20 protein-coding genes are annotated in these 20989 nt (G+C 47.6%); 19 read left to right on the forward strand and 1 reads right to left on the reverse strand.

The window, feature by feature from the left end; all coding sequences use genetic code 11:
* Positions 1-58: 58 nt before the first annotated feature.
* Positions 59-1015 carry a LysR family transcriptional regulator gene (locus tag S2091_RS02930; RefSeq protein WP_243405298.1) on the reverse strand — a complete coding sequence of 319 codons (957 nt, stop codon included), beginning with the start codon at positions 1013-1015 and terminating at the stop codon, positions 59-61.
* A gap of 876 nt (positions 1016-1891) precedes the next feature.
* On the opposite strand from S2091_RS02930, the gene S2091_RS02935 reads away from it, so the two are divergent.
* The 19 genes from S2091_RS02935 to S2091_RS03025 all read left to right on the forward strand — a co-directional run bounded on the left by S2091_RS02935 (position 1892) and on the right by S2091_RS03025 (position 20719).
* A complete protein-coding gene (locus S2091_RS02935) occupies positions 1892-2878 on the forward strand; it encodes a zinc-binding dehydrogenase (RefSeq protein WP_105530302.1) in 987 nt (328 codons plus the stop codon).
* A 42-nt stretch (positions 2879-2920) separates the two neighbouring features.
* Positions 2921-3421, forward strand: coding sequence for a YybH family protein (locus S2091_RS02940; RefSeq protein WP_105530303.1), 501 nt, complete (start codon positions 2921-2923; stop codon positions 3419-3421).
* Between the two features lie 13 nt (positions 3422-3434).
* Positions 3435-3827: a DoxX family protein gene (locus S2091_RS02945; RefSeq protein ID WP_105530304.1), complete on the forward strand. Its 393-nt coding sequence runs from the start codon at positions 3435-3437 to the stop codon at positions 3825-3827.
* Between the two features lie 389 nt (positions 3828-4216).
* On the forward strand, positions 4217-4594 hold the full coding sequence (locus S2091_RS02950; protein WP_105530305.1) for a YybH family protein: 378 nt from the start codon (positions 4217-4219) through the stop codon (positions 4592-4594).
* Between the two features lie 47 nt (positions 4595-4641).
* Positions 4642-5658: an MBL fold metallo-hydrolase gene (locus tag S2091_RS02955; protein WP_165794894.1), complete on the forward strand. Its 1017-nt coding sequence runs from the start codon at positions 4642-4644 to the stop codon at positions 5656-5658.
* Between the two features lie 30 nt (positions 5659-5688).
* Complete coding sequence (locus tag S2091_RS24375) at positions 5689-6357, forward strand: CDGSH iron-sulfur domain-containing protein (RefSeq protein WP_105530307.1); 669 nt, start codon at positions 5689-5691, stop codon at positions 6355-6357.
* Between the two features lie 147 nt (positions 6358-6504).
* Positions 6505-7515, forward strand: a complete 1011-nt coding sequence (locus S2091_RS02965) for a zinc-binding dehydrogenase (RefSeq protein ID WP_243405299.1) — start codon at positions 6505-6507, stop codon at positions 7513-7515.
* Positions 7516-7543: 28 nt separating this feature from the next.
* A complete protein-coding gene (locus tag S2091_RS02970) occupies positions 7544-8536 on the forward strand; it encodes an NADPH:quinone reductase (RefSeq protein ID WP_105530308.1) in 993 nt (330 codons plus the stop codon).
* Positions 8537-8768: 232 nt separating this feature from the next.
* Positions 8769-9740, forward strand: coding sequence for an L-histidine N(alpha)-methyltransferase (gene egtD, locus S2091_RS02975; protein ID WP_243405300.1), 972 nt, complete (start codon positions 8769-8771; stop codon positions 9738-9740).
* Between the two features lie 20 nt (positions 9741-9760).
* Positions 9761-11014 carry an ergothioneine biosynthesis protein EgtB gene (egtB, locus tag S2091_RS02980; protein WP_105530309.1) on the forward strand — a complete coding sequence of 418 codons (1254 nt, stop codon included), beginning with the start codon at positions 9761-9763 and terminating at the stop codon, positions 11012-11014.
* 140 nt (positions 11015-11154) lie between these two features.
* Positions 11155-12042, forward strand: a complete 888-nt coding sequence (locus S2091_RS02985; RefSeq protein WP_105530310.1) for a LysR family transcriptional regulator — start codon at positions 11155-11157, stop codon at positions 12040-12042.
* Positions 12043-12487: 445 nt separating this feature from the next.
* Positions 12488-12871 (forward strand): BlaI/MecI/CopY family transcriptional regulator, encoded by a 384-nt coding sequence (locus S2091_RS02990; protein ID WP_105530311.1) that lies wholly within the window; start codon positions 12488-12490, stop codon positions 12869-12871.
* Between the two features lie 25 nt (positions 12872-12896).
* Positions 12897-14483 carry a M56 family metallopeptidase gene (locus S2091_RS02995; protein ID WP_105530312.1) on the forward strand — a complete coding sequence of 529 codons (1587 nt, stop codon included), beginning with the start codon at positions 12897-12899 and terminating at the stop codon, positions 14481-14483.
* Between the two features lie 241 nt (positions 14484-14724).
* A complete protein-coding gene (locus S2091_RS03000; RefSeq protein ID WP_105530313.1) occupies positions 14725-15267 on the forward strand; it encodes a hypothetical protein in 543 nt (180 codons plus the stop codon).
* A gap of 5 nt (positions 15268-15272) precedes the next feature.
* Entirely contained in the window at positions 15273-16769 is a 1497-nt protein-coding gene (locus S2091_RS03005) for a M20/M25/M40 family metallo-hydrolase (protein ID WP_105530314.1), read from the forward strand.
* Between the two features lie 247 nt (positions 16770-17016).
* On the forward strand, positions 17017-17379 hold the full coding sequence (locus tag S2091_RS03010; protein WP_105530315.1) for a cupin domain-containing protein: 363 nt from the start codon (positions 17017-17019) through the stop codon (positions 17377-17379).
* A 272-nt stretch (positions 17380-17651) separates the two neighbouring features.
* The gene (metX, locus tag S2091_RS03015; protein ID WP_105530316.1) at positions 17652-18779 is read left to right on the forward strand and encodes a homoserine O-succinyltransferase MetX; all 1128 of its coding nucleotides are present in this window, start codon (positions 17652-17654) and stop codon (positions 18777-18779) included.
* Positions 18776-19387, forward strand: a complete 612-nt coding sequence (gene metW, locus S2091_RS03020; protein ID WP_105530317.1) for a methionine biosynthesis protein MetW — start codon at positions 18776-18778, stop codon at positions 19385-19387. The genes metX and metW overlap by 4 nt, the downstream gene beginning before the upstream one ends.
* Positions 19388-19432: 45 nt before the next feature.
* Positions 19433-20719 carry an AmpG family muropeptide MFS transporter gene (locus S2091_RS03025; RefSeq protein WP_105530318.1) on the forward strand — a complete coding sequence of 429 codons (1287 nt, stop codon included), beginning with the start codon at positions 19433-19435 and terminating at the stop codon, positions 20717-20719.
* Positions 20720-20989: the final 270 nt, after the last annotated feature.

Consider the following 20989-nt stretch of genomic DNA (forward strand, 5'->3'; position numbering starts at 1 on the left):
CATCAACGACCGCAACGTCATGTTTTACCGGCCATTCGCGTATTTGTTTAAAATATTTTTATACATGAAACGGTACGGATGCCGAAGCTGATTTCCCATGCGCCAGTAACAAACATTCCCAAAATGCCTGACTCACGCGGGAAGGTTGTGGCGAACGTCGTAACATGCCCACAAAATTACATTTATAGTTGAATTGATCCGGCTTCACCACCTGCATCTGTCCACGTGCTACATAGCCATCTGCATAATGATCAGGTAAAAAGCCCAAATATTTACCCGATAAAATCAGCGTCGCAATCGATTCCTGATCAAAGCCGGTTGCCTTGCGTGACAAGCCCATTTGATGGCTAATTTCCATATTGTGCGAATGATAGCCAAGGCAGGCAAAATGATGCGCCGAAATATCATCCCAACCCAAATTATCTTGCGTGGCATTAAACAGAGGATGCTTTGCGCCGCAAAACATCAACATGGTTTCTTCAAACAGGTTGGCGTAAGTCAGGCTGTCTGAACTGCGGTGGTCGGGAATAATTCCGATTTGAAATTGACCGTCCAACACACCGCGTTCAATTGGATTGCTGGAGGCGACATGCATATTTAATGCAACTTCGGGAGCCCGCTCAGAAAACAAGGCAATCGCTTCATGGATTTTTGCCGCCGGGTTGCTGGCCGTTTTATCATGCACTGCTACATTCAGTTGGCCACCCATGCGTCGGTGAATGTCGTCTACGCTGCTTCTGAATTGATCGGTCGAACTTAGTAAACGCAGCGTTTCCTGGTAAATTTGCTCGCCTTCCGCTGTCATGGAAAAACCACCGCGCCCGCGCCGACAAAGCGTCAAACCTAAGCGAATTTCCAGATCTTTAATATGGCGGCTAATACTGGAGGTGCCAATGTTGAGTTCCAGTTCAGATGCTGCCATTCCTCCACAATCCACTACACTTTTAAAAATCCGTAATAAACGGATATCCATGTCGCTCAACTGGCCCATCATCGGTCGGGTTTTTTGTTTCATGTTTCAGCAATTAAACATCCAAAATTAGATAATAATGAGAGTATCACCGATGATTAGAATGCTCAATCGGATTCATTTACGGTGTTGTGCGCCTGTCGATTTTCATTTAAGTCTGAACTCTGTTCAATTAACTTTGAACTTCTTCCGGTATTCATGTCAATCGCAGCGACACATGCTGCGGCTTTAAAGGATATTCGCGAAACTCAAAGACAAATTTAGTTGAAAATATGAGAACTTCGGGTGTTGGATATATTTTTAACGTCGTCGTTTAATCGCGACAAATTCGGCGACAAATCTGCTGCCAAAATCTTCCTCCCTTTCTTTGTCATGTGGTTAGTGTGGAACTGCCCAATATGCTAATCACGCCAGACTAAAATTCTTATCATTCCACAACTCAAACACGAGTGCAGGCCAGGAAAATACCGGCTCACCAAAAACGTGATTGGAAAACCCGCACCATTAATATGCAAATTGAAGGTAGAGAACAGGCTGCCTATTCTTAATCTAAATTCCGGGGATTTCATGAAGCACTAGTTGTGAAGGAATGATTTGCGAAAAGACAGTTTCGTCAATTTGCAAGCATCAGCGAACTTTTGATATTTGTAGATAATTGCTTAATTGAAGTTCGAGCAGCATTGGGAGAATCGGGTATGCGCGTTTCTTGCGTTCTAGCTTACCCATTGGCGCATGGTACAGCTCATAAATGCTCCATGGTTGCATTTAAATTTATTTAACCTTCTCATATTTGATAGATAGCTTTCCATTTTTTTGCATTCCATTCCAATTGTGAGATTGTTAAAGTGGCGTTCATTCAGTGCTGCAAACATCACCGAGTTAAAAGACAGATATCACCATACATTATCAGGAAAAGAAATTATGAAAGCTTATGTTATTGAACAGTCCGGCGGACCCGAAGTTTTGCAACTGCGCGACATTCCTTCCATACCCCCTAGCGCTGACGAAGTACGTATTCGTGTACGTGCTTTTGGTTTAAATCGTGCGGAGGTTTATCGTCGTGCGGGCAAAATGGGGCCCATTGTCGGACAGGTTGTGCCCGGGATAGAAGCAGTAGGTGAAATTATCGAAGATGTCTCGGGTATTTTCCGTGTTGGCCAGCGTGTTGCAACTGTGATGGGAGGGCTACAGTTCTCCCGCAATGGCAGCTATGCCGATGAAGTTACTGTATTACGCAGTAACGTTATCAACCTGGACGGCACTACGTTGTCGTGGGAAGAGTTAGCGGCCTTGCCTGAAAGTTATTTGACAGTATGGGGCGCACTGGGCAGATTGATTGACGCTGTACCGGGCCAAACAGTTCTTATTCGAGGTGCTACTTCGTCAGTTGGGCAAGCAGGTGTAACGTACGCAAAGGCACGTGGACAGCATGTAATTGCGACGACACGTTCGGCTGAGAATGCAGCGCGACTTACTGCAATTGGAGCGGATGTTGTCATCATCGACACCGGAGAAATCGCAGAGCAAGTAAAAGCTGCTGCACCTGAAGGTGTAGACGTTGTGTTGGAAGTAGTTGGTGCTGCCACTGTTCGAGACAGTCTAAAGGCATTAAAACCTTTTGGAGCGGCTGTGGTCATCGGCTTGTTAGGCGGTGCACCGAGTCTGGATAGCCTACATCTGATGAATGATTTGCCAAACGCAACCAGTCTGGCATTTTTTGGAAGCGGTCTATTGGGAACATCCGCACTACCTTTGGCTGGTGCTCCACTGAAATGGATTGCTGACAATGTGGCAAGTGGCGTGATTCCATCGTTACGCGTGCAGACTTTCGACTTTGGGGACGTGCGTCGGGCCCACAGCCTGATAGAAAGTGATCGTGCGCTTGGCAAACTGGTAGTTCGTATTTAAACACTCTTCCTATCAAATTTTTTAAAATAAGGTGCTATTAACATGAATATTTTTATTCGTAATATGGTGGCATCGACAGCATTCATAACTTTCACAATGTTGTTGTCCCATGTAACTGTGGCTGCGGAAAGTAATGACAGCATAGACACGAAAGCTATCCGTCTTCAGTTGCAACGCTATGAGCAGGCACTCAATGATTCTGACGCCGAGAGTGTCATGCAACTGTATGCGGAAGACGCCGTCGCCATGCCGCAAAATAGTAATCCATTGGTAGGACGTGATTCTTTGCGCGCAGCCGTTACTGCCGGTTTCAAAGCGGTCAAATTAAATGTCAAATTTGTCATTGATGAAATCCAGCCGTTATCATCGGCTTGGGCTTATGCGCGCACTCGATCTACCGGAACCATCAACGTGTTGGGCTCTGATGGACTGCCTAACCTCGAAGCCAATCAAGAAATTTTTCTATTTCACAAAGAGAGCGATGGGGAATGGCGCGTAGCACGATATATTTTTTCAACGACCAACCCAGCCGCCATAAACTGATCAAGGATTTTTTATGAAAACATTGAATTTACAAGCAATTACAATGGCCAGCGCACGCATTTTTCTTTCAGCTATTTTCATTCTCTCGGGTTTTTCCAAGCTGGGAGCAATAGAACCGACACAAGTCTATATGCAGGCAATGGGAATGCCCTCAATACTTCTTTGGCCAACGATTGTTTTAGAAATCGGCGCAGGTTTTTTGGTGATTTTAGGATTCCAAACACGTATCTCTGCCTTCCTGCTTGCCGGCTTTAGCCTTATTACTGCCGTCGTATTTCACAACGATTTTACAAGTCAGGTAAACATGATCATGTTCCTTAAAAACATATCAATGACCGGAGGCTTTTTGCTTCTTGCCGCTGTTGGCCCTGGCCTATTCAGCATAGACAAGCGCAAGACAATATGAAAAATTAAAGCAGACACCAATCAAAAGGTTGAGTGTCTGCTTTTTTAGCCTGAGCTGTTAGATCGTACAGAATGAATTCCATTTATACAAAATGAAATAGTGGAATTAATGAACATTTAGAATTGTTGGACTAATAAAGTTTTTCGTTCATATTATTCATAAATATGCCCAATGTTAACTTCCAATGTTGACGTCAAGTAACGCTAATTCATAAGCCCGCGTAGAAATAATAAGGACCATTTTTCAGTCTTTATCTATTGCCAATATTGCATTCTCTCAAAAACGAGAGGAATCATATCGATTATCGATCTTCCGTAGAAATTTGTGAAAACCTATTATTGCGCCCATCGGGAAAAAGCCCGCATTGAGTCAACTAAGGAGTATTAAAAATGAGTATTAAATCCATCATAGAAGCATACGGTACTGCATTAAACGCCAATGACATTGACAGCATCTTGAGCCTGTACAGCGCAGATCCGGTATTCATGCCACAGGGCGCACCTGCATTAATCGGCCGCGACGCCGTTCGTGCTGGCTACACATTCGTATTTAATACCCTCAAGCTAAATGTGCAATTTACCATTCATGAAATCGAGGAGGTCGGTGATTTGGCATGGGTACGCACTAGTTCCGCTGGTCGCACTCGTGTGTTGGCAGCAGGAATTGAGACTGACGAGGGTAACAACGAATTGTTCGTGTTCCGTAAAGAAAACGGTGAATGGCGCATTCATCGCTACTTGTTCGCGACGAACTTGTCGAAATCCTGAATTCAATGCATCTAATTCAACATCATAAAAATTACTGGACATATAAAATGAAATTTTCCCGAATTCTTGCTGCAGCGGCCTTTGCCGTGGCCCTACCATTTTCCTGCGTATCTCATGCCCAGGAAGCCGATAATCTTCCAAACTTTGTGTCTGTACTGCCGCAAATAAAGGCCAAAACCTTGCCAGTAGATCCACAAAAAGGTTACCTAGTTAAGGAAGTAAGGCCTGGCGTGTACGTGATCACTGACGGAATGTATCAATCTGCCTTCATGACGACCGGTAAAGGTGTTATCTTGTTTGACGCACCCCCATCATTTGGCGGGCACATCATCAGTGCTGTGGCTGAAGTGACGTCGGAGCCGATCGTAGAACTCGTGTACTCGCATGTGCATGTGGATCACATCGGTAGCGCCGATCTCATTTTGAAGCAGTTTCCGCACCTAAAAATCGTAGCAGAAGAAGGAACTGCAGAATTTCTCCGTGAGATGAAAGACCCGCACCGCCCGATGCCTAACCGTATCTTCAAGGATCATCTGTCATTGAAGCTCGGTTCGGCAACTGCGGAGCTCAAAGTCGGTCACTGGCATTCTCCTGAAGGTGACTTATTCATCTACTTACCAGGCAAGAAGTTTCTGATGGCTATCGACACCCTGGCAGCAGGTTCCGTACCGTTCATGGGTTTTGATCTCACGATGAATATGCACGATTACATGAAAGTATTTGATCAGATATTGGCCTATGACTTTGACGTGTTGGTGGCTGGTCACCTAACTTACCTTGCAGATCGTAATGACGTGCAGGTAACTAAGGACTATGTGACTGACGTCTACACAACCGTAAAGCGAATTCACGATACAGCTAACCAAATGGACATCATGTCAAAAGCGGCTCAAAAGTATACGTGGGACAACAAGTTCGCCGTCTTCCGCACCGTGTTGGATGAAGTGACCGAACAATGTGCTAAGGAAATTCAAGGTCGCTGGATAAATAAGCTTGACGGTGTAGATGTATTCGTAACTAGTCATTGCAGCACGGCGTTGGTCTACGCTCGCTGGGACGATTAAGTATTCAAACTAGTTAACACGGAGCCAACTATGTCGATCGAAATCGTACAGGGCCGGGAAGCAACCATCCAGTTCGATGCTCAACGATGCGTTCATTCACGTAACTGCGTATTGTCACATCCCGATGTATTCGTGCCGAACATACAAGGAGAATGGATTCATCCTGACGCGCAACCACTCGAAGAATTAATTCGGCTAGCTCAGAATTGCCCTTCCGGCGCTATTCGTGTGATGCGAAATGCACAGGAAGAAACTACTTCCGAAGTTCATTTAGTAGAAGTGGCTCCGCTTGTTAATACAGTTCGGGTGCGGGAAAACGGACCGCTGGCATTAGAAGCGGAGTTTCAAATCGAGGGCGAATCTCAGGAGACACCGCGCGCAACGCTCTGTCGTTGCGGTTTGTCCAAAAACAAGCCTTATTGCGATGGAGCGCACCAAGTGGCGGGCTTCTTTGCGACCGGTGAACCTGTCATCGTGCCATATCAAGGTCTGGCGGCGCGCAATGGCTTAATCAATATCGAACCGCTTCCGGACGGGCCGCTGCACATAGTCGGCAATCTTGAAATTGTCAGCGGCACCGGGCGAACCTGCAACACGACGATTGAGACATATTTATGTCGTTGTGGGCATTCCGCGAACAAGCCGTATTGCGACGGCGCTCACATCACGGCAGGATTTAAGACCGTGGAGAAATTATGAGAGTAAATGCTCTAGAAAAAATGGGCGGCCCAGAAGCTTTGCAACTTCAGGTTATGTTGTGTGCGCAAACGTTTGAATTTGACAATCTTAGGTGCTCACACAATCTCACGAAAAGTGGACACGTACTTGGAAATTGGTCATGAAGCCATGAATACACTTATAAACTCCGCCTCACGCAATATGATGCGTGCAGTAGTACTTTGCGAACCCGGGGGACCGAAAAATCTGGTGCTGACCGAACTGCCCATGCCGCAGCCTAGGCCGGGATGGGTTCGAATCGCTATTCGTGCATTCGGTCTCAACCGTTCGGAACTCCATACACGGCTGGGATTATCGCAGGGGGTTACTTTCCCGCGTGTGCTCGGAATTGAAGCCGTAGGTGTAGTTGATGCTTGTCCTGACGGCAGCGTGCCGCTTGGCCAGCAAGTCGCCACCATGCTTGGCGGTATGGGACGTGTTTTTGATGGCGGCTATGCCGAATACGTTGTTGTACCTTGTAGCCAGGTAATTCAGTTCCAGTCAAATTTGCCTTGGGACGTGTTAGGCGCTGTGCCAGAGACCTTGCAAACCGCATACGGTTCGCTGAGTGTAGGACTTGACCTTCAAGCAGGGCAAAGCTTGTTGATTCGCGGCGGCACTTCGGCGCTCGGATTGGCGGCAGCAACTCTTGCCAAAGAAATTGGCGCGACCGTGATTGCAACGACGCGTCAAATGGATCGTATCAATGCTCTTTTGGCGCATGGAGTCGATTATGCGATTGTCGATCAAGGCGAAATTAACGTTGAGGTTCGAAAAATTTTCCCCAGAGGGGTTGATGCCGCGCTGGAGTTAGTCGGCACGCCGACCTTATCGGATACCTTGCGCGCCACGCGCGTGCATGGAACCGTATGCTTCACAGGAATGCTGTCGAATCAGTGGACAGTAAAAGACTTCTACCCAATTGACTATATTCCACGGGGTGTCCGTCTCACTTCCTACGCTGGCGGAGCCAGCGATTTACCTGCGGCCGTACTGCAAAAGTATCTTGAACAAGTGGCGGCCAATATGTCGACACTTGGTCCGATTCATACATATTCCTTGGATGAGATTCCGCGCGCGCACGCGGACATGGAACACAACCGAGTGTTTGGCAAAATCGTCGGCGTCATCAAATCATAAATTCAGATAGAGAAAAGAGGCGATCCATATGCAAGCAGCCTGGTACGAATCAAGAGGGCCGGCACGTGAAGTACTGGTCGTCGGCACGATGCTAGAACCTCAGCCGGCACCAGGCGAGGTTCGCATTCGCTTGGCGTTTTCAGGAATAAGTCCCGGGGACGTCAAAAAACGCGGTGGCTGGCAAGGTGCGCCAATGCCCTATCCTCGGGTGATACCGCATAGTGATGGTGCCGGAGTTATCGACGCTGTTGGTGTGGGAGTTCCATCCAGTCGAATCGGACAAACCGTGTGGTGTTACGGTGCCCAGTCCTATCGTCCCTTTGGTACAGCCGCTGAGTCGGTAATCGTACCCAGCGCAATGGCTGTTTCTTTACCCGAAGGAGCTGCTGTTCAAGCCAACGTACTGGAACAAGCAGCCTGCCTCGGCATCACGGGAATAACGGGATACCAGGCCGTATTTGCGGCCGGGCCGGTCAATGGCTTGAACGTACTTGTGTGGGGTGCGGGCTCAGGTGTAGGAGCAGTAGCACTGCAAATGGCACGGCGCGCCGGTGCGCGAGTAATGGCAGTAGTGCGTCGACCAGAACAGCAAACGGCACTGCGTGAGCAAGGTGTGAATAATACCTGGTTGGCCGACGACCCGGCATTGATCACGTACATCAAACAAGCGGCGCCAGAAGGCGTGCATCGCGTGGCTGAGGTCGACTTTGCGGCGCATATTGATACAAACGCCGAAATCATGGCAATTGGTGGTGTCATCGCTGCTTATTACTCGTCGGATAATCGCCCCTCCATACCCTATTGGAAATTGGGTTTTTCCGACGTGAGCTTGAGGCTATTAGGTAGTGACGATTTTGCTCCTCAAGTTAAAGAAAGAGCTGCTGAAGAGCTCACTAAGGCGTTAATGGACGGTTCATTGTCCATACCAGTTACGCGACGTCTGCCATTGACCGAAATTGCCCTTGCACACGAGCACATTGAGCAAGGATTCAGTGGTCGGGTTGTTCTTGGTTTTTCATAACAAGCGGACTAAATTTTCATTTCTGCACACCAAACCTTTCAATTGAATAGCAAAACTGGCATCAACTCACAACAGACAAAAATCCCGTTATCCCGTTTTCATTGTCGATTTTGATTCCATAAATTTGATCAGTCGTCGCATTATTGTGGCGACAGAAGACCGCAATACATGTTGCTCAAAATAGTAAGCCAGAAACTAAACGAACAAATACGAAATGACTAAGCAAATGTTAATGCCTGAACTAGCAGTACGATTGAAGGATGAATTCATTCCAGTAGATAAAATCCTAGAAGAAATCAGCGCAGGTTTACGACAACCGCAAGCACATACTTCGCCCAAATATTTATATGACGCGCTAGGATCGAAATTGTTTGAGGCAATCTGTGAATTACCGGAATACTATCCAACCCGCACCGAAGCCGGAATTTTTGAAGCATATCAGGATGACATTGCATGTTCGGTCGGTTATGGGAGTACCTTGATCGATTTAGGCGCTGGCAATTGCGCGAAAGCGGCGCGTTTGTTTCCCGCGTTGCGCCCGGAACAATATGTCGCCATCGATATTTCCGCTGATTTTTTGCAGATTGCTGTAGCACAGTTACAGCAACGTTATCCCGAAGTGGCAATGATGGGACTGTGCTTGGACTTCTCGGAATCGCTCGCATTGTCACAACAGGTCAGGCGTGAAAGACGGTTGTTTTTCTATCCTGGATCGTCGATAGGAAACTATACGCCTTCCCAGGCACTTCAATTCTTACGTCGTATTCATAACGAATGCCAAACCTCCAGTCAAGCCGATAGTGGGTTATTGATCGGCGTTGATTTAATCAAGAACGAAAACGTGATGAATGCAGCCTACAACGATGCTCTCGGCGTAACAGCATCATTTAATCTGAACTTGCTGCTACACCTTAATCGTTTGATTGGTGCCGATTTTGATTTGCGTCAATGGCAGCACTGTGGATTTTTTAACTCAACACAAAACCGGATTGAAATGCATCTGGTGGCACGTCAGGCGTTGACGGCAACCTGGCACGGTGGTGCACGCGAATTCGCACAAGGTGAAAGCATTCATACCGAGAATAGCTATAAATATACGCAACAAGCATTTCTGTCGCTATTGGCAGAAGCCGGATTCCAGAAATCGAAGGTGTGGGTTGATCCGAATCAATGGTTCATGCTATGCCATGCTCATGCAGCTTAAGCGAGCGAGAGGAATAACCCATGCAAGTGCAAACTGAAACCGACCCGAAAATTTCAGCTCATTTATTGCAGCGTTTTAACGAGGTGCGTAAATTTTCTGTCAGTTTGGCAAAGCCCTTATCCGAAGAAGATTGCTGCATACAATCGATGCCGGACGCTAGTCCGATGAAGTGGCATTTGGCGCACACCACATGGTTTTTTGAGACATTCATCTTGGAGCGTTTCGAGATAAATTTCCGCCCTTACCATCAAGCCTATCGTGTGCTGTTCAATTCCTATTACAACGGCGTCGGCCAAAAACATCCACGTGCACAACGTGGTTTGCTTTCACGTCCGTCTACCAACGAAGTGATCGCATATCGACACAATGTCGACATGCGCATGGGTGCATTACTGGAACGAGCAATTTCGAACGATTCAGTATCGGAATCAATATTGGATTTGATTTCACTAACCGAATTAGGCATTCAACACGAGCAGCAGCATCAGGAACTAATGCTCACTGACATCAAGCACATGCTATCGATGAATCCGCTGTTTCCAGCATATGAAAACAGCTTGCCGGTGCGTCATCGGAGCTCGCTTGAAAATGCCGACAAGGTGACTTGGATTTCATTAGATGCGGGTGTCGTAATGATCGGATACGACGCAATCAGTTTTTGCTTCGATAACGAAATACCTCGTCATCGACAATTCGTTGAAGCCTTTTCGATGGCTTCGCGTCTTGTTACGAATGCTGAATATGCGGTGTTTATCGACGCAGGTGGCTATCGCAATCCTGTTCATTGGTTAGCAGAAGGATGGGATTGGGTACGTAACCAGGGTTTAACTCAGCCACTCTATTGGTACCGCCCCGACGATAAGTTGTGGCACGAATTTACCTTGCACGGCTTGCAACGGCTGGACCCACAGGCGCCGGCTATTCATTTATCGTACTTCGAGGCAGACGCCTATGCACATTGGGCAGGGGCACGTTTGCCCACCGAATTTGAATGGGAGATGGCAGCAACTACAAGTAGTTCGTCTGCCCAGCTATTACAACTGTTTGGCACTGCGTGGCAATGGACTAGCAGCAGCTATGCACCATATCCTGGATTTGTAGCCGCTGAAGGCGTTGTTGGCGAATACAACGGCAAGTTCATGGTCAACCAATATGTATTGCGAGGCTCGTCATGCGTGACACCAGTCGGCCATACGCGCACCACATACCGTAATTTCTTTTCAGTTGGCGCACGCTGGCAATTTACTGGAATTCGATTAGCGAAATCAATTTGATAATTGGTAATTTTAAAAAAATTGTAATTCGTTTTTATTTTGAAGACGAAGGTATTAACGGTGGTTCTTCGTTGTTCAACGGTGTTTAACACAAACAGAGACCTATTATCAGCAACAATGACTTTTTATAGGATGGCGACATGGACCTAAACAGTGTCAGAATGTTCGTTGCGGTAGTTCAGGCTGGCAGTCTGTCAACCGCAGCAGAGCGCGTTGGTATTCCGCTACCAACGTTAAGTCGTCGCATTCGCGAGCTGGAATCCGAGCTAAACGTTCGATTGTTCGAACGCCATTCGCAAGGCGTTAAAGTGACGGAAGTCGGTACTAGATTGTATGAACATGCCGCTCGTGGAATTGAATCGCTGGAAGATGCCGAACGTGCGGTGGTCAGTAATGACGAAGCACAACTTACCGGCACGTTAAGGTTGTCAATACCACCTGCTTTTGAACCGTGGTGGGAGTTGGTTGCTGAATTTCAAAGGCAGCATCGACATGTGACTGTCACGGTCTATACAACAGAACGCCGTGTCGAACTAGTCGAGGATGGTATCGATGTTGCGTTGCGCGTCGGCGCTATTGTCCATGAACAAATGGTGGCACGAAAACTGTTTTCATATCGTCATGTATTGGTTGCAAGTCCGAAATTATTGGCTGAATTTGGCGAACCATCGTCACCCGATGAGTTGCGACGTTTTCCCTGTGGCGTATGGCGCCGTGACACCTTATCGAATCATATATGGCAGTTAGGTGACCAGATGTTTGAACCGTCAGCCACCTTGGTGACCAACGACTACCTACATTTGCGCAACCGTGCAATTTCTGGTGATTTGGTAACAGAATTGCCACCGTTTCTAGCTCGCGAGGCTGTCGCGAACGGCACGCTGTGTTTACTATTGCCGGAGTATCCATTGCCAATGCAAGACATTTCTTTGCTTTACCCATCGAGACGTTTTGTGCCGAGTATCGTACGAGCGTACATTAATTTCTGCCAAGAACAAGTAGTAGGTTTCTGTGAAGGAAAAAAGTAAGCAAGTTACTCTATAGGTCCAATTTTCTATTCTTGAACAAGAGAAATTGGAGTTTAAATTGTAGTTCAAACTTAAGTGAACAATTCCAGTACAAGTTCAAAGTTTGGTGAATAACTTGTACAAATTTAAATGGTAGGAATTAAGATAAGTCATTAATTTTAAAGAAATCGCAGTTCGATTTTAAAAGAGAATCGACATTGTGCGTCTGTTGATTTTCATTTAAATCTGAACTCTGTTTATTTAATTTTGAACTCCGCGCTGTAGTTAAAGCGGTCTCTTTAAAGCAGCCTCCTATGTCGACATCTTCGCACTAGGTCCGGCGTAAATCATTCAGGATCCAGTCAATCAGCCATACAACAAAATACCCATAAAATTCTTGACACAGAGTTTGTCCTAATGAAATAGTACTAATCAATTAGTAATACCTCAACTGTGAAAGCATTTTATGACTGATCCTCACCCGACCGAAGGCGAACTGGCGATACTGCGAATTCTGTGGGATCGCAAGAAACCGTCCAGCGTGCGCGAAGTGCACGAAGCGTTGCTGCAAACCAAAGACACCGCATATACCACCGTGCTCAAGATGCTCACCATCATGAACGACAAAGAGCTGGTGCGCCGGGACGAAACGGAGCGTAGTCATCGCTATACCGCACTCTACTCGGAACCAGTAGTGCAATCGTCGATGCTGAAAAGCTTTGTGCAAAACGCCTTTGCCGGTTCGGCATTCAAGCTGGTACAACGAGCTTTGGACGATGATACAGCGAGCGCCGAAGAGCTGGACGCCATCGCGCGGCTGATCGCCGAGGCTAAAAAACGGCGCATGTAATGTTGATATCTGGGGAGAGCCTATCTTGAACGCGCAATTCGGATTCGTGTCGGCAGTTGCTCATGCATTGCTGCACTCACTGTGGCAGGTGGCACTTCTGGCGCTGCTGGCCGAAGTCAGTTTCTCGCAGCTCAGGCATCGCAGCGCTATGGCGCGTCATGCCGTTGGAATGGGGTGGCTGGTGATGATGTTGCTCGTGCCGTTACTGACATTCACTCAGTTCTGGCAGTCTCCTTCATTGGCAACTGACGGTGTGCCTATCATGCCAATTCCATTTACGCCTGGCGTGGAGCATTTCACTCCAGCAAGCCAACCTTGGCTGGATTGGGTCTTGGTCGCGACAACGGAGCTATGGTTGCTCGGCGCGGCATTGATGTTGGTACTACAGCTAGGTGGCTGGCGCATGATCAAACACATGGAACAACAGCCCTATGTTGATTTGCCACCCGAGTGGCGTAACCGAATTGAGCGGCTGCGCGGTGCGCTTGGTATATCCCGGGCCGTTGCGATACGTATGGCAAGCAAGATCTCGTCGCCATGCACTGCCCACGTTTTGCGTCCTATCATTTGGTTGCCGCTGACTCTATTGACGCATTTGCCGCCGGACCAGATAGAAGCCTTACTGGCGCACGAGCTGGCACACATCCGACGTCTCGATTGGTGCTGGAACGCCTTGCAGTGCGTAATTGAATCGGTGCTGTTTTTTCACCCTGCGATGTGGTGGCTCAGTCGTCGTATTCGTGAGGAGCGAGAACATGCCTGTGATGATTTAGCCGTAGCGGTGTGCGGGAACCCTATTGCGTTAGCGGAGGCGCTTGCCGGATTACAGCGCCAACGTCTCGTTACCCCGCGTTTTGCACTTGCAGCACAAGGAGGTTCACTGATGAAGCGAATTAGCCATTTGTTATCCGGGCCACCAGCACGTCAGAATTGGCGCATACCTGTAGTTCTGTTACTGCTATTGTGCTCAGGTACGTTGCTTGCGATGCAGGTTGAACCGCCCAGACATTTGTTGCTCAATCTCAGAATAGATGCATCCTCAAACGGAGCTCTTACACCAGGCAATTTCCGCGAATATACGGCTGACTATGTGTTTGATAAACAGCGCTATTACCGTATCAGCATGGATCAGCAAGGTCAGGTCCGTGAAGTCTACAAGGAAGATGGTCGAGTCAAGCCGGTCGATAATGCGGTACACATGTGGGCAAAAGAATTGCAGTCTATGGCTACCCCACCGGAACCTCCAGAGCTTCCTGCATTGGCAGAAGTTGGCGCGCCACCGATACCGCCAACGCCGCCTGTTCCACCGGAGTTTCAATATTCGGATGAGCTCAAAGATCTGTTCAAGTCCATGCAGGCGGACGGGCGTTTGGCCGCCATGGTCGGTGCACCCATTAGCGTTGAGCGCGGCTCTTTCCACGGTAGTTTTCACACTTGGGGCGCGCGCGACTTTCATCTTTGGGGTATCGATGACCCGGTTGGCGGAAAAGCAGGTTTCTCGATTAACTTTGTCGGTCCTAAAGGCCGGGCCAAAGTCGCTTACGCAGGAAAAACACAAGCTGGTGTCTGGCAAGCATCAAAGCTGGAAATTTCCCCATTGGTGGCGAATTGAATCTCCGTCCAGTAGGTATGGACGGAGCAGGTCGCGGGTTCCTGAAACTGCTGCTGGATTGCGGAATAGAAGGAGCTATTTTTTTAATTTTAACTACTAATCATTTAGTAGTTAATTTCTGGAGCAGTTTATGGATTGATCAATAGAAGGGCAAACGAATCGTATTTTTTGCGTCGTTTCAAAGGCGCTGAAAAATTTTTAATTTTTAACACTTATTTTTAATTCTTTTTGGAGCAATCAAATGAAATTTCACCGCATCTTTAAACAACTATGCGCAGCACTTGTCATCATCACCAGCGTGACCGTACCAATTTTTGCGCAAGCGGGGCGTGGTCCTTCTACGGCTGAAGAACAAGCCCGCGTTGTACAACTCGCTTTGGCATCGGACAAAGATCCTGTCGGAACCATGACATCCGCCGATGGTCGCTGGTTTGAGAAATGGGCGGATGAAATTCCAGATTATCAATTCGGCCCTGATAGTGGCGCGTTCTGGTTCGAGAACGGCGCGGCTAAGGGAGAATTAAAGAGAGTGATACGCTTTCAACATACTGTTAGCACTGCTGCCTTTCAGGTACAGCATCACATGTTTGATCCGCAAAAAAATCCGGCAGATTTTGAAGCTAAAACGTTGGCGGGTGTCGAAGGTCTACTTCGCGCTTATGAAAGCTTGCTGGCGAAAAATCCGGCAAATCGCTCGGAACAATTAGATCACGCGATGGCACTGCGCGACAAAGGTGAATTAGCCGCATTCGTCAAGGCGCTCCCACCTATGCCGAGAAGATAGATTTCATGCAAGCACAGAGTAAGGCAAGCGCAAGTTTGCCTTACAAGAATTCATTACAAACACAAGCGAAAGATGCTATGAATTTTTTCTCACGCAAGCCGTTGATGGGCGTATTGCTAGCAAGTTTGTTGATGCACGCGAGTCTGGTGCATAGCCAGATTGGAACAGCACAGCTAACGGAGCTGCCGAGCTCAGCTCCCACAAGCATTTTGATCAAGGAAATCGCAGACCATGCCGAGTTGATGAAAAATTTGGAGACCATTTGCGACGATGTTGGCCCGCGGTTGACCGGCTCGCAACAACTACGCACGGCGCAGGCTTGGGCTATGGAAAAACTCAACGCCTATGGCGCCGTCGATGTCCATGAAGAAGCCTATGATTTAGGTCGGCCATGGCAACGCGGTATTGCTCGCGCCCACCTTGTCAACGCTAACGGGATTGCCCTGGACATCGTGCAAAAGGCGTGGACAGTCGGTACCAACGGTGTCATTCGGGCCGATGTGGCACTGCTCGATGTTAAGACCTTAGACGAATTCAATGCCGTCGCCCCCACACTACGTGGCAAGATCGTGCTGGTAATATCCGGGCCAAAAGCCACACCCGAACAAAATAAAAACATCAAGCAGTATTCAGCAGAAGTTAATCGCGCTATTCATGAAGCGCACTTTGCTGCGGTTCTGTTAACTTCCGATAAAGACAATGGCTTGCAAAATATGTGGGGAAGCCCAAGCTCTCGCTTTGATCGTAACGCGGGCATTATTACCAGCGAAAATGCTAACCTTCTCAAGCGTTTGCTGGCAAGAGGTATAACCCCAAAACTTGAAATGGAATTGACTGGTAATTTTAGTAAGGAATCTGTCAAGGCATACAATGTCGTCGCCGATTTTAAGGGAACCGAAGCAGCAGATGAAATGGTGATCATCGGTGCGCATCTGGATTCCTGGGACTTGGGTACCGGTGCCACAGATAACGGTACCGGCGTCGTCGTAGCGATGGAAATTTTACGCGCAATGCATGCTCAGGGCTTGCATCCAAAACGTAGTTTGCGCGTGGTTTTGTTTTCAGGAGAAGAGCAGGGCTTACTCGGCAGTAAGGCGTATCTCGTGAAGCATCGTGAAGAACTGGCGAAGATACAGGCGATCATTGTGCAGGACGCTGGCTCAGGTCGCATCATGGGCTTTCCCGATATGAAAGTGGAAGCCTGGTACACCGCACTCACAGCGGCAATTGCCCCGGCCAAGGAATTAGGTGCGCAGGATGTTATTTATGCCATCGGCAATGGTTCTGATCACGACGTATTTTTTGAGCAAGGCATCCCAGCTTTCACACCGATGCAAGATCCGCTGGATTACCGCAGCCATACTCACCACAGTCAAGTGGATACAGTGGATCACGTGGTATTGGCTGATCTCATGCAAAGTGCGCAAGTTATGGCGATCACTGTGTGGGGATTGCTGAATGGTGAACGGCTTCCACATCAGGAACAGAGTGAAAAGCATTAAGCCATGCATCTCAAAACCGGACGGAATCCAGATTCATTCTTGTTTTTTGATTTAACTATGCAGCAAGTATATTTGCTAAAAACAGCAAGGTCTCAATGTGGGTTTTATTTGATAATAGGTCGATGCGGTGGTGAGTTTGAGGCCGCATATCTTTTGTAGGTTAAAAGATAATCGACTTTATGCATGCGCTAAAATACGTGCAAATTTTGAACAAAAATTTCAAGAAATTCACAAGAAAGAAAACATCATGTCAAAAATCATTCTATTCAAAGAACAAACCACGCAAGCAGAACAAGACCATCCAAGAGAAGAACGCCGCCAGCAGGGTAATCCGTTGCGCACTACATGGAACCATTTCACTAATGACACCGGTGAAGTATTTTCCGGCGTTTGGGGTAGCGAAGTAGGTAGTTGGCGGATTGAGTTTGGCGAACGTGAAGATGAATTTTTCTTCGTCACAGAAGGTCGGTGCCGCATTATTGACGAAGCTGGCAATACGAGCGAGGCAGGCCCCGGTGATGCCTTAGTTATTCCAGCCGGTTTCAAAGGTGTCTTTGAAGTGCTCGAACCGATGAAAAAACATTACGTTATTGTTGAACGTAAAGCGTAACGAGGTAATTTTAAGCGACCAACCCATCTTCGCTACTTTAGCCGTTTGACGTACAACTAAGACTTGGTTATTCTTATGCCTTGCGCCGATTTGAGATCAGCTTGCGGGCGCGTGATAAATTCGGCTAAAGCGGCGGCTAAACGCACTTTTCTTGTCAGCCCTTCCATTTCCGCCCCCGCCCTTGTTCATTTATCGTTTCCGCATGACCGAATTTGGTCGAACTATTGTGTGCGTAAGCAATGTAAATAATGCATCTTGAACCAGGGAAAACCATGTCATCCGTAGCAATTGTTGCACCCCAAACCCACACCTTTAGCGAGCCGTTGACCTTGCAAAGCGGTGCCGCTATCGCTGAATACACCTTGATGTATGAAACCTACGGGCAACTGAATGCGGCAAAATCGAATGCGGTGTTGATTTGTCACGCTTTAAATGCCTCGCATCATGTGGCCGGTGTTTATGCCGACGAGCCAGACAATGTCGGCTGGTGGGACAACATGATCGGGCCCGGCAAACCGCTGGATACCAATCATTTCTTTGTCATCGGTGTGAATAACTTAGGCTCTTGTTTTGGCTCAACCGGCCCGATGCACACTAATCCAGCCACCGGCAAACCTTACGGCGCGGATTTTCCCGTGGTTACGGTTGAAGACTGGGTCAACGCGCAAGCGCGTCTGGCTGATGTGTTAGGGATTACCCAATTTGCCGCCGTCATGGGTGGGTCGCTCGGTGGTATGCAGGCGTTGTCCTGGAGCACCCTGTTCCCTGAACGCCTGCGCCATTGCGTGGTGATTGCATCGACCGCCAAACTGTCCGCGCAAAATATTGCGTTTAATGATGTGGCGCGTCAGGCGATTATTTCTGACCCTGATTTTCATGGCGGTGACTTCTACGCGCATTCGGTGGTACCGAAAAGTGGTTTACGGGTGGCGCGCATGGTGGGGCATATTACTTATTTGTCCAACGACGATATGGCGGAAAAATTTGGCCGCGATTTAAAATGCGACGATTACCAATTCGGCTTCGGGGTTGATTTTGAAATCGAATCCTACCTGCGCTACCAAGGTGATAAGTTCTCCGCCTACTTTGATGCCAACACGTATTTGCTGATTACCAAAGCGCTTGATTATTTTGATCCGGCGCGTCGTTTTGGCGGCGATTTGACGCAGGCTTTAGCGAATACCCAAGCGCAGTTTTTGCTGGTGTCATTTTCTACCGACTGGCGGTTTTCACCAGAACGCAGCCGCGAAATTGTGCGTGCATTAATCAGCAATAAACGCCGCGTTACTTACGCAGAAATTGATGCGCCGCACGGCCACGATGCGTTTTTATTGGAAGATGCACGCTATATGAATTTAGTGCGCACCTATTTTGAGCGCATCGCCAAGGAACAAGCATGAACTTTACTGAATTAAATCAACTGCGCCCGGACTTGGCTTTTATCGCCCATTGGATAGCACCAAACTCGCAGGTATTGGATGTCGGTTGCGGCGACGGCGTGATGCTTGATTATCTGCAAACCGATAAAGCCTGCCAAGGTTACGGAATAGAAATTGCGGACGACAAAGTACTGGAATGTGCCAAGCGTGGCGTTCAAGTAATACAGCAAGACATGGAAAATGGTCTGGGTTTGTTTGACGACGAAGCGTTTGCCACGGTGCTGTGTTTATCTTCCTTGCAGATGATGAAAAATGTCGAAGGCCTGCTGACCGATATCGCACGGGTAGGGCGCGAAGCAATCGTTTCATTCCCTAATTTTGCCTACTGGCCGCACCGCGTTGCCTTATTGCGTGGACGGATGCCGGTGTCAAAGTCGTTGCCTTACGAATGGTACGATACGCCAAATTTACGCTGCGCGACGATAGCAGATTTTGCTGAGCTGGCGAATTCGGTTGGGCTGGAAGTGCTTGAGTGTGTCGCCTTGCATGACGGTCGTCCGGTAGAATGGCTGGCGAACTGGCGCGGAAGTTTGGCGGTATTTCGTTTACGGCGCTTAAAAAACAGCTAAATTTGGCTGAATTTGTATACCTACCTATTTTTAGATTAAACATTCATGCAAAAAGTACCGTCTGCAACAAATTCGCTTCCACCTGTTGAGCCAACTGGTTGGCATCAATATCTGAATCAAAACATGCTGATTTGCGTGGCTCTCGGTTTTACTTCCGGTTTACCGCTCTTCATCCTGATTAATCTGCTTACTGCATGGCTAAAAACCGAAGGCGTTGATCTGAAAGCGATAGGTTTGTTTGCTTTGGTGGGTTTTCCATATACCTGGAAATTCATCTGGTCGCCGGTGATGGACCGATTTTCTTTACCCTTTTTAGGCCGCAGGCGCGGTTGGATGTTTGTCACGCAGCTATGTTTAATGGCGGTGATTATGGCGATGGGGCAGTTATCGCCCAAAACCGATTTGATGTTAATAGTCTGGTTATGTGGCGCATTGGCTTTTTTATCAGCTAGCCAAGACATCGTGATTGACGCTTATCGGCGCGAAATTTTGTCTGACAACCAACAAGCGCTCGGCATTTCTTTGTCGGTCAACGCCTATAAATTTTCCACCTTAGTGCCAGGTTCGCTAGCACTTATTTTGTCGGATCATTTCAATTGGGACAGCGTGTTTATTTTCACCGGCCTGTTTATGCTGCCCGGTATCATCACCACTTTACTGATTAAAGAACCGCGCTTATATGGCGCACCGCCCAAAAATATCCGTGAAGCGGTCGTGTTACCGTTTCAAGAATTTATTCAGCGCAAAGGTGTTGCCAATGCATTATTAATTCTGAGTTTTATCTTTTTGTATAAATTAGGCGATTCGATGGCAACTGCTTTGCAGACACCGTTTTTTATGGAGCTGGGATTTACCCGCACCCAAATTGGCGTGGTCGCAAAAAGTGCTGGTTTATGGGCCGGTCTGGCCGGTGGACTGTTTGGCGCGATCTGGTTGATGAAAATTGGCATTAATCGCGGATTATGGATATTTGGCGTTATACAAGCGGTTGCTATTTTAGGTTTTGCCATGCTCACTAAAATGGGCTTGAGCGTATGGATGTTAGGTGCGGTCATGGTGGCAGACACCTTTGCCATCGGCTTAGGCACAGCTGCCTTCACCGCCTATATCGCAACCACAACTGACCCGCGTTATACCGCAACTCAATATGCTTTATTTAGTAGTTTGGCGGTGGTTCCACGGACATTTTTTAATGCGATAACCGGTTATATCGTATTGCAAACCGGCTGGTTCGGATTTTTTATAATCTGTTTTTTATTGACGATTCCCGGCATGTTATTGCTACCTAAAATAGCACCGTGGAATGCTAAGAAAAATACACAGACACATTAAGGTAGTGCCGACCACCTCAATCTGGTTACAAAACCAAACCGCTATTAACGTCATTCTCGCGCAGGCGGAAATCTAGAGGTATTAATAAATGGTGCGCGCACTAAGTAGGTTGTTAATAAAACCCTACAGATTACGGATTGATATCTGGATTAGTTGCTTGAGACTGCTTACCTACTAAAAATCAACGCTAAACTTCATGAGTAGCCTGATAAATCCGAGTGGCGCAGCCTCTTGTTCGACGACAGTGAGAACATTCACTTTGAAGATCAA

This window comes from Solimicrobium silvestre (assembly GCF_002976435.1).
GTDB lineage: Bacteria > Pseudomonadota > Gammaproteobacteria > Burkholderiales > Burkholderiaceae_D > Solimicrobium > Solimicrobium silvestre.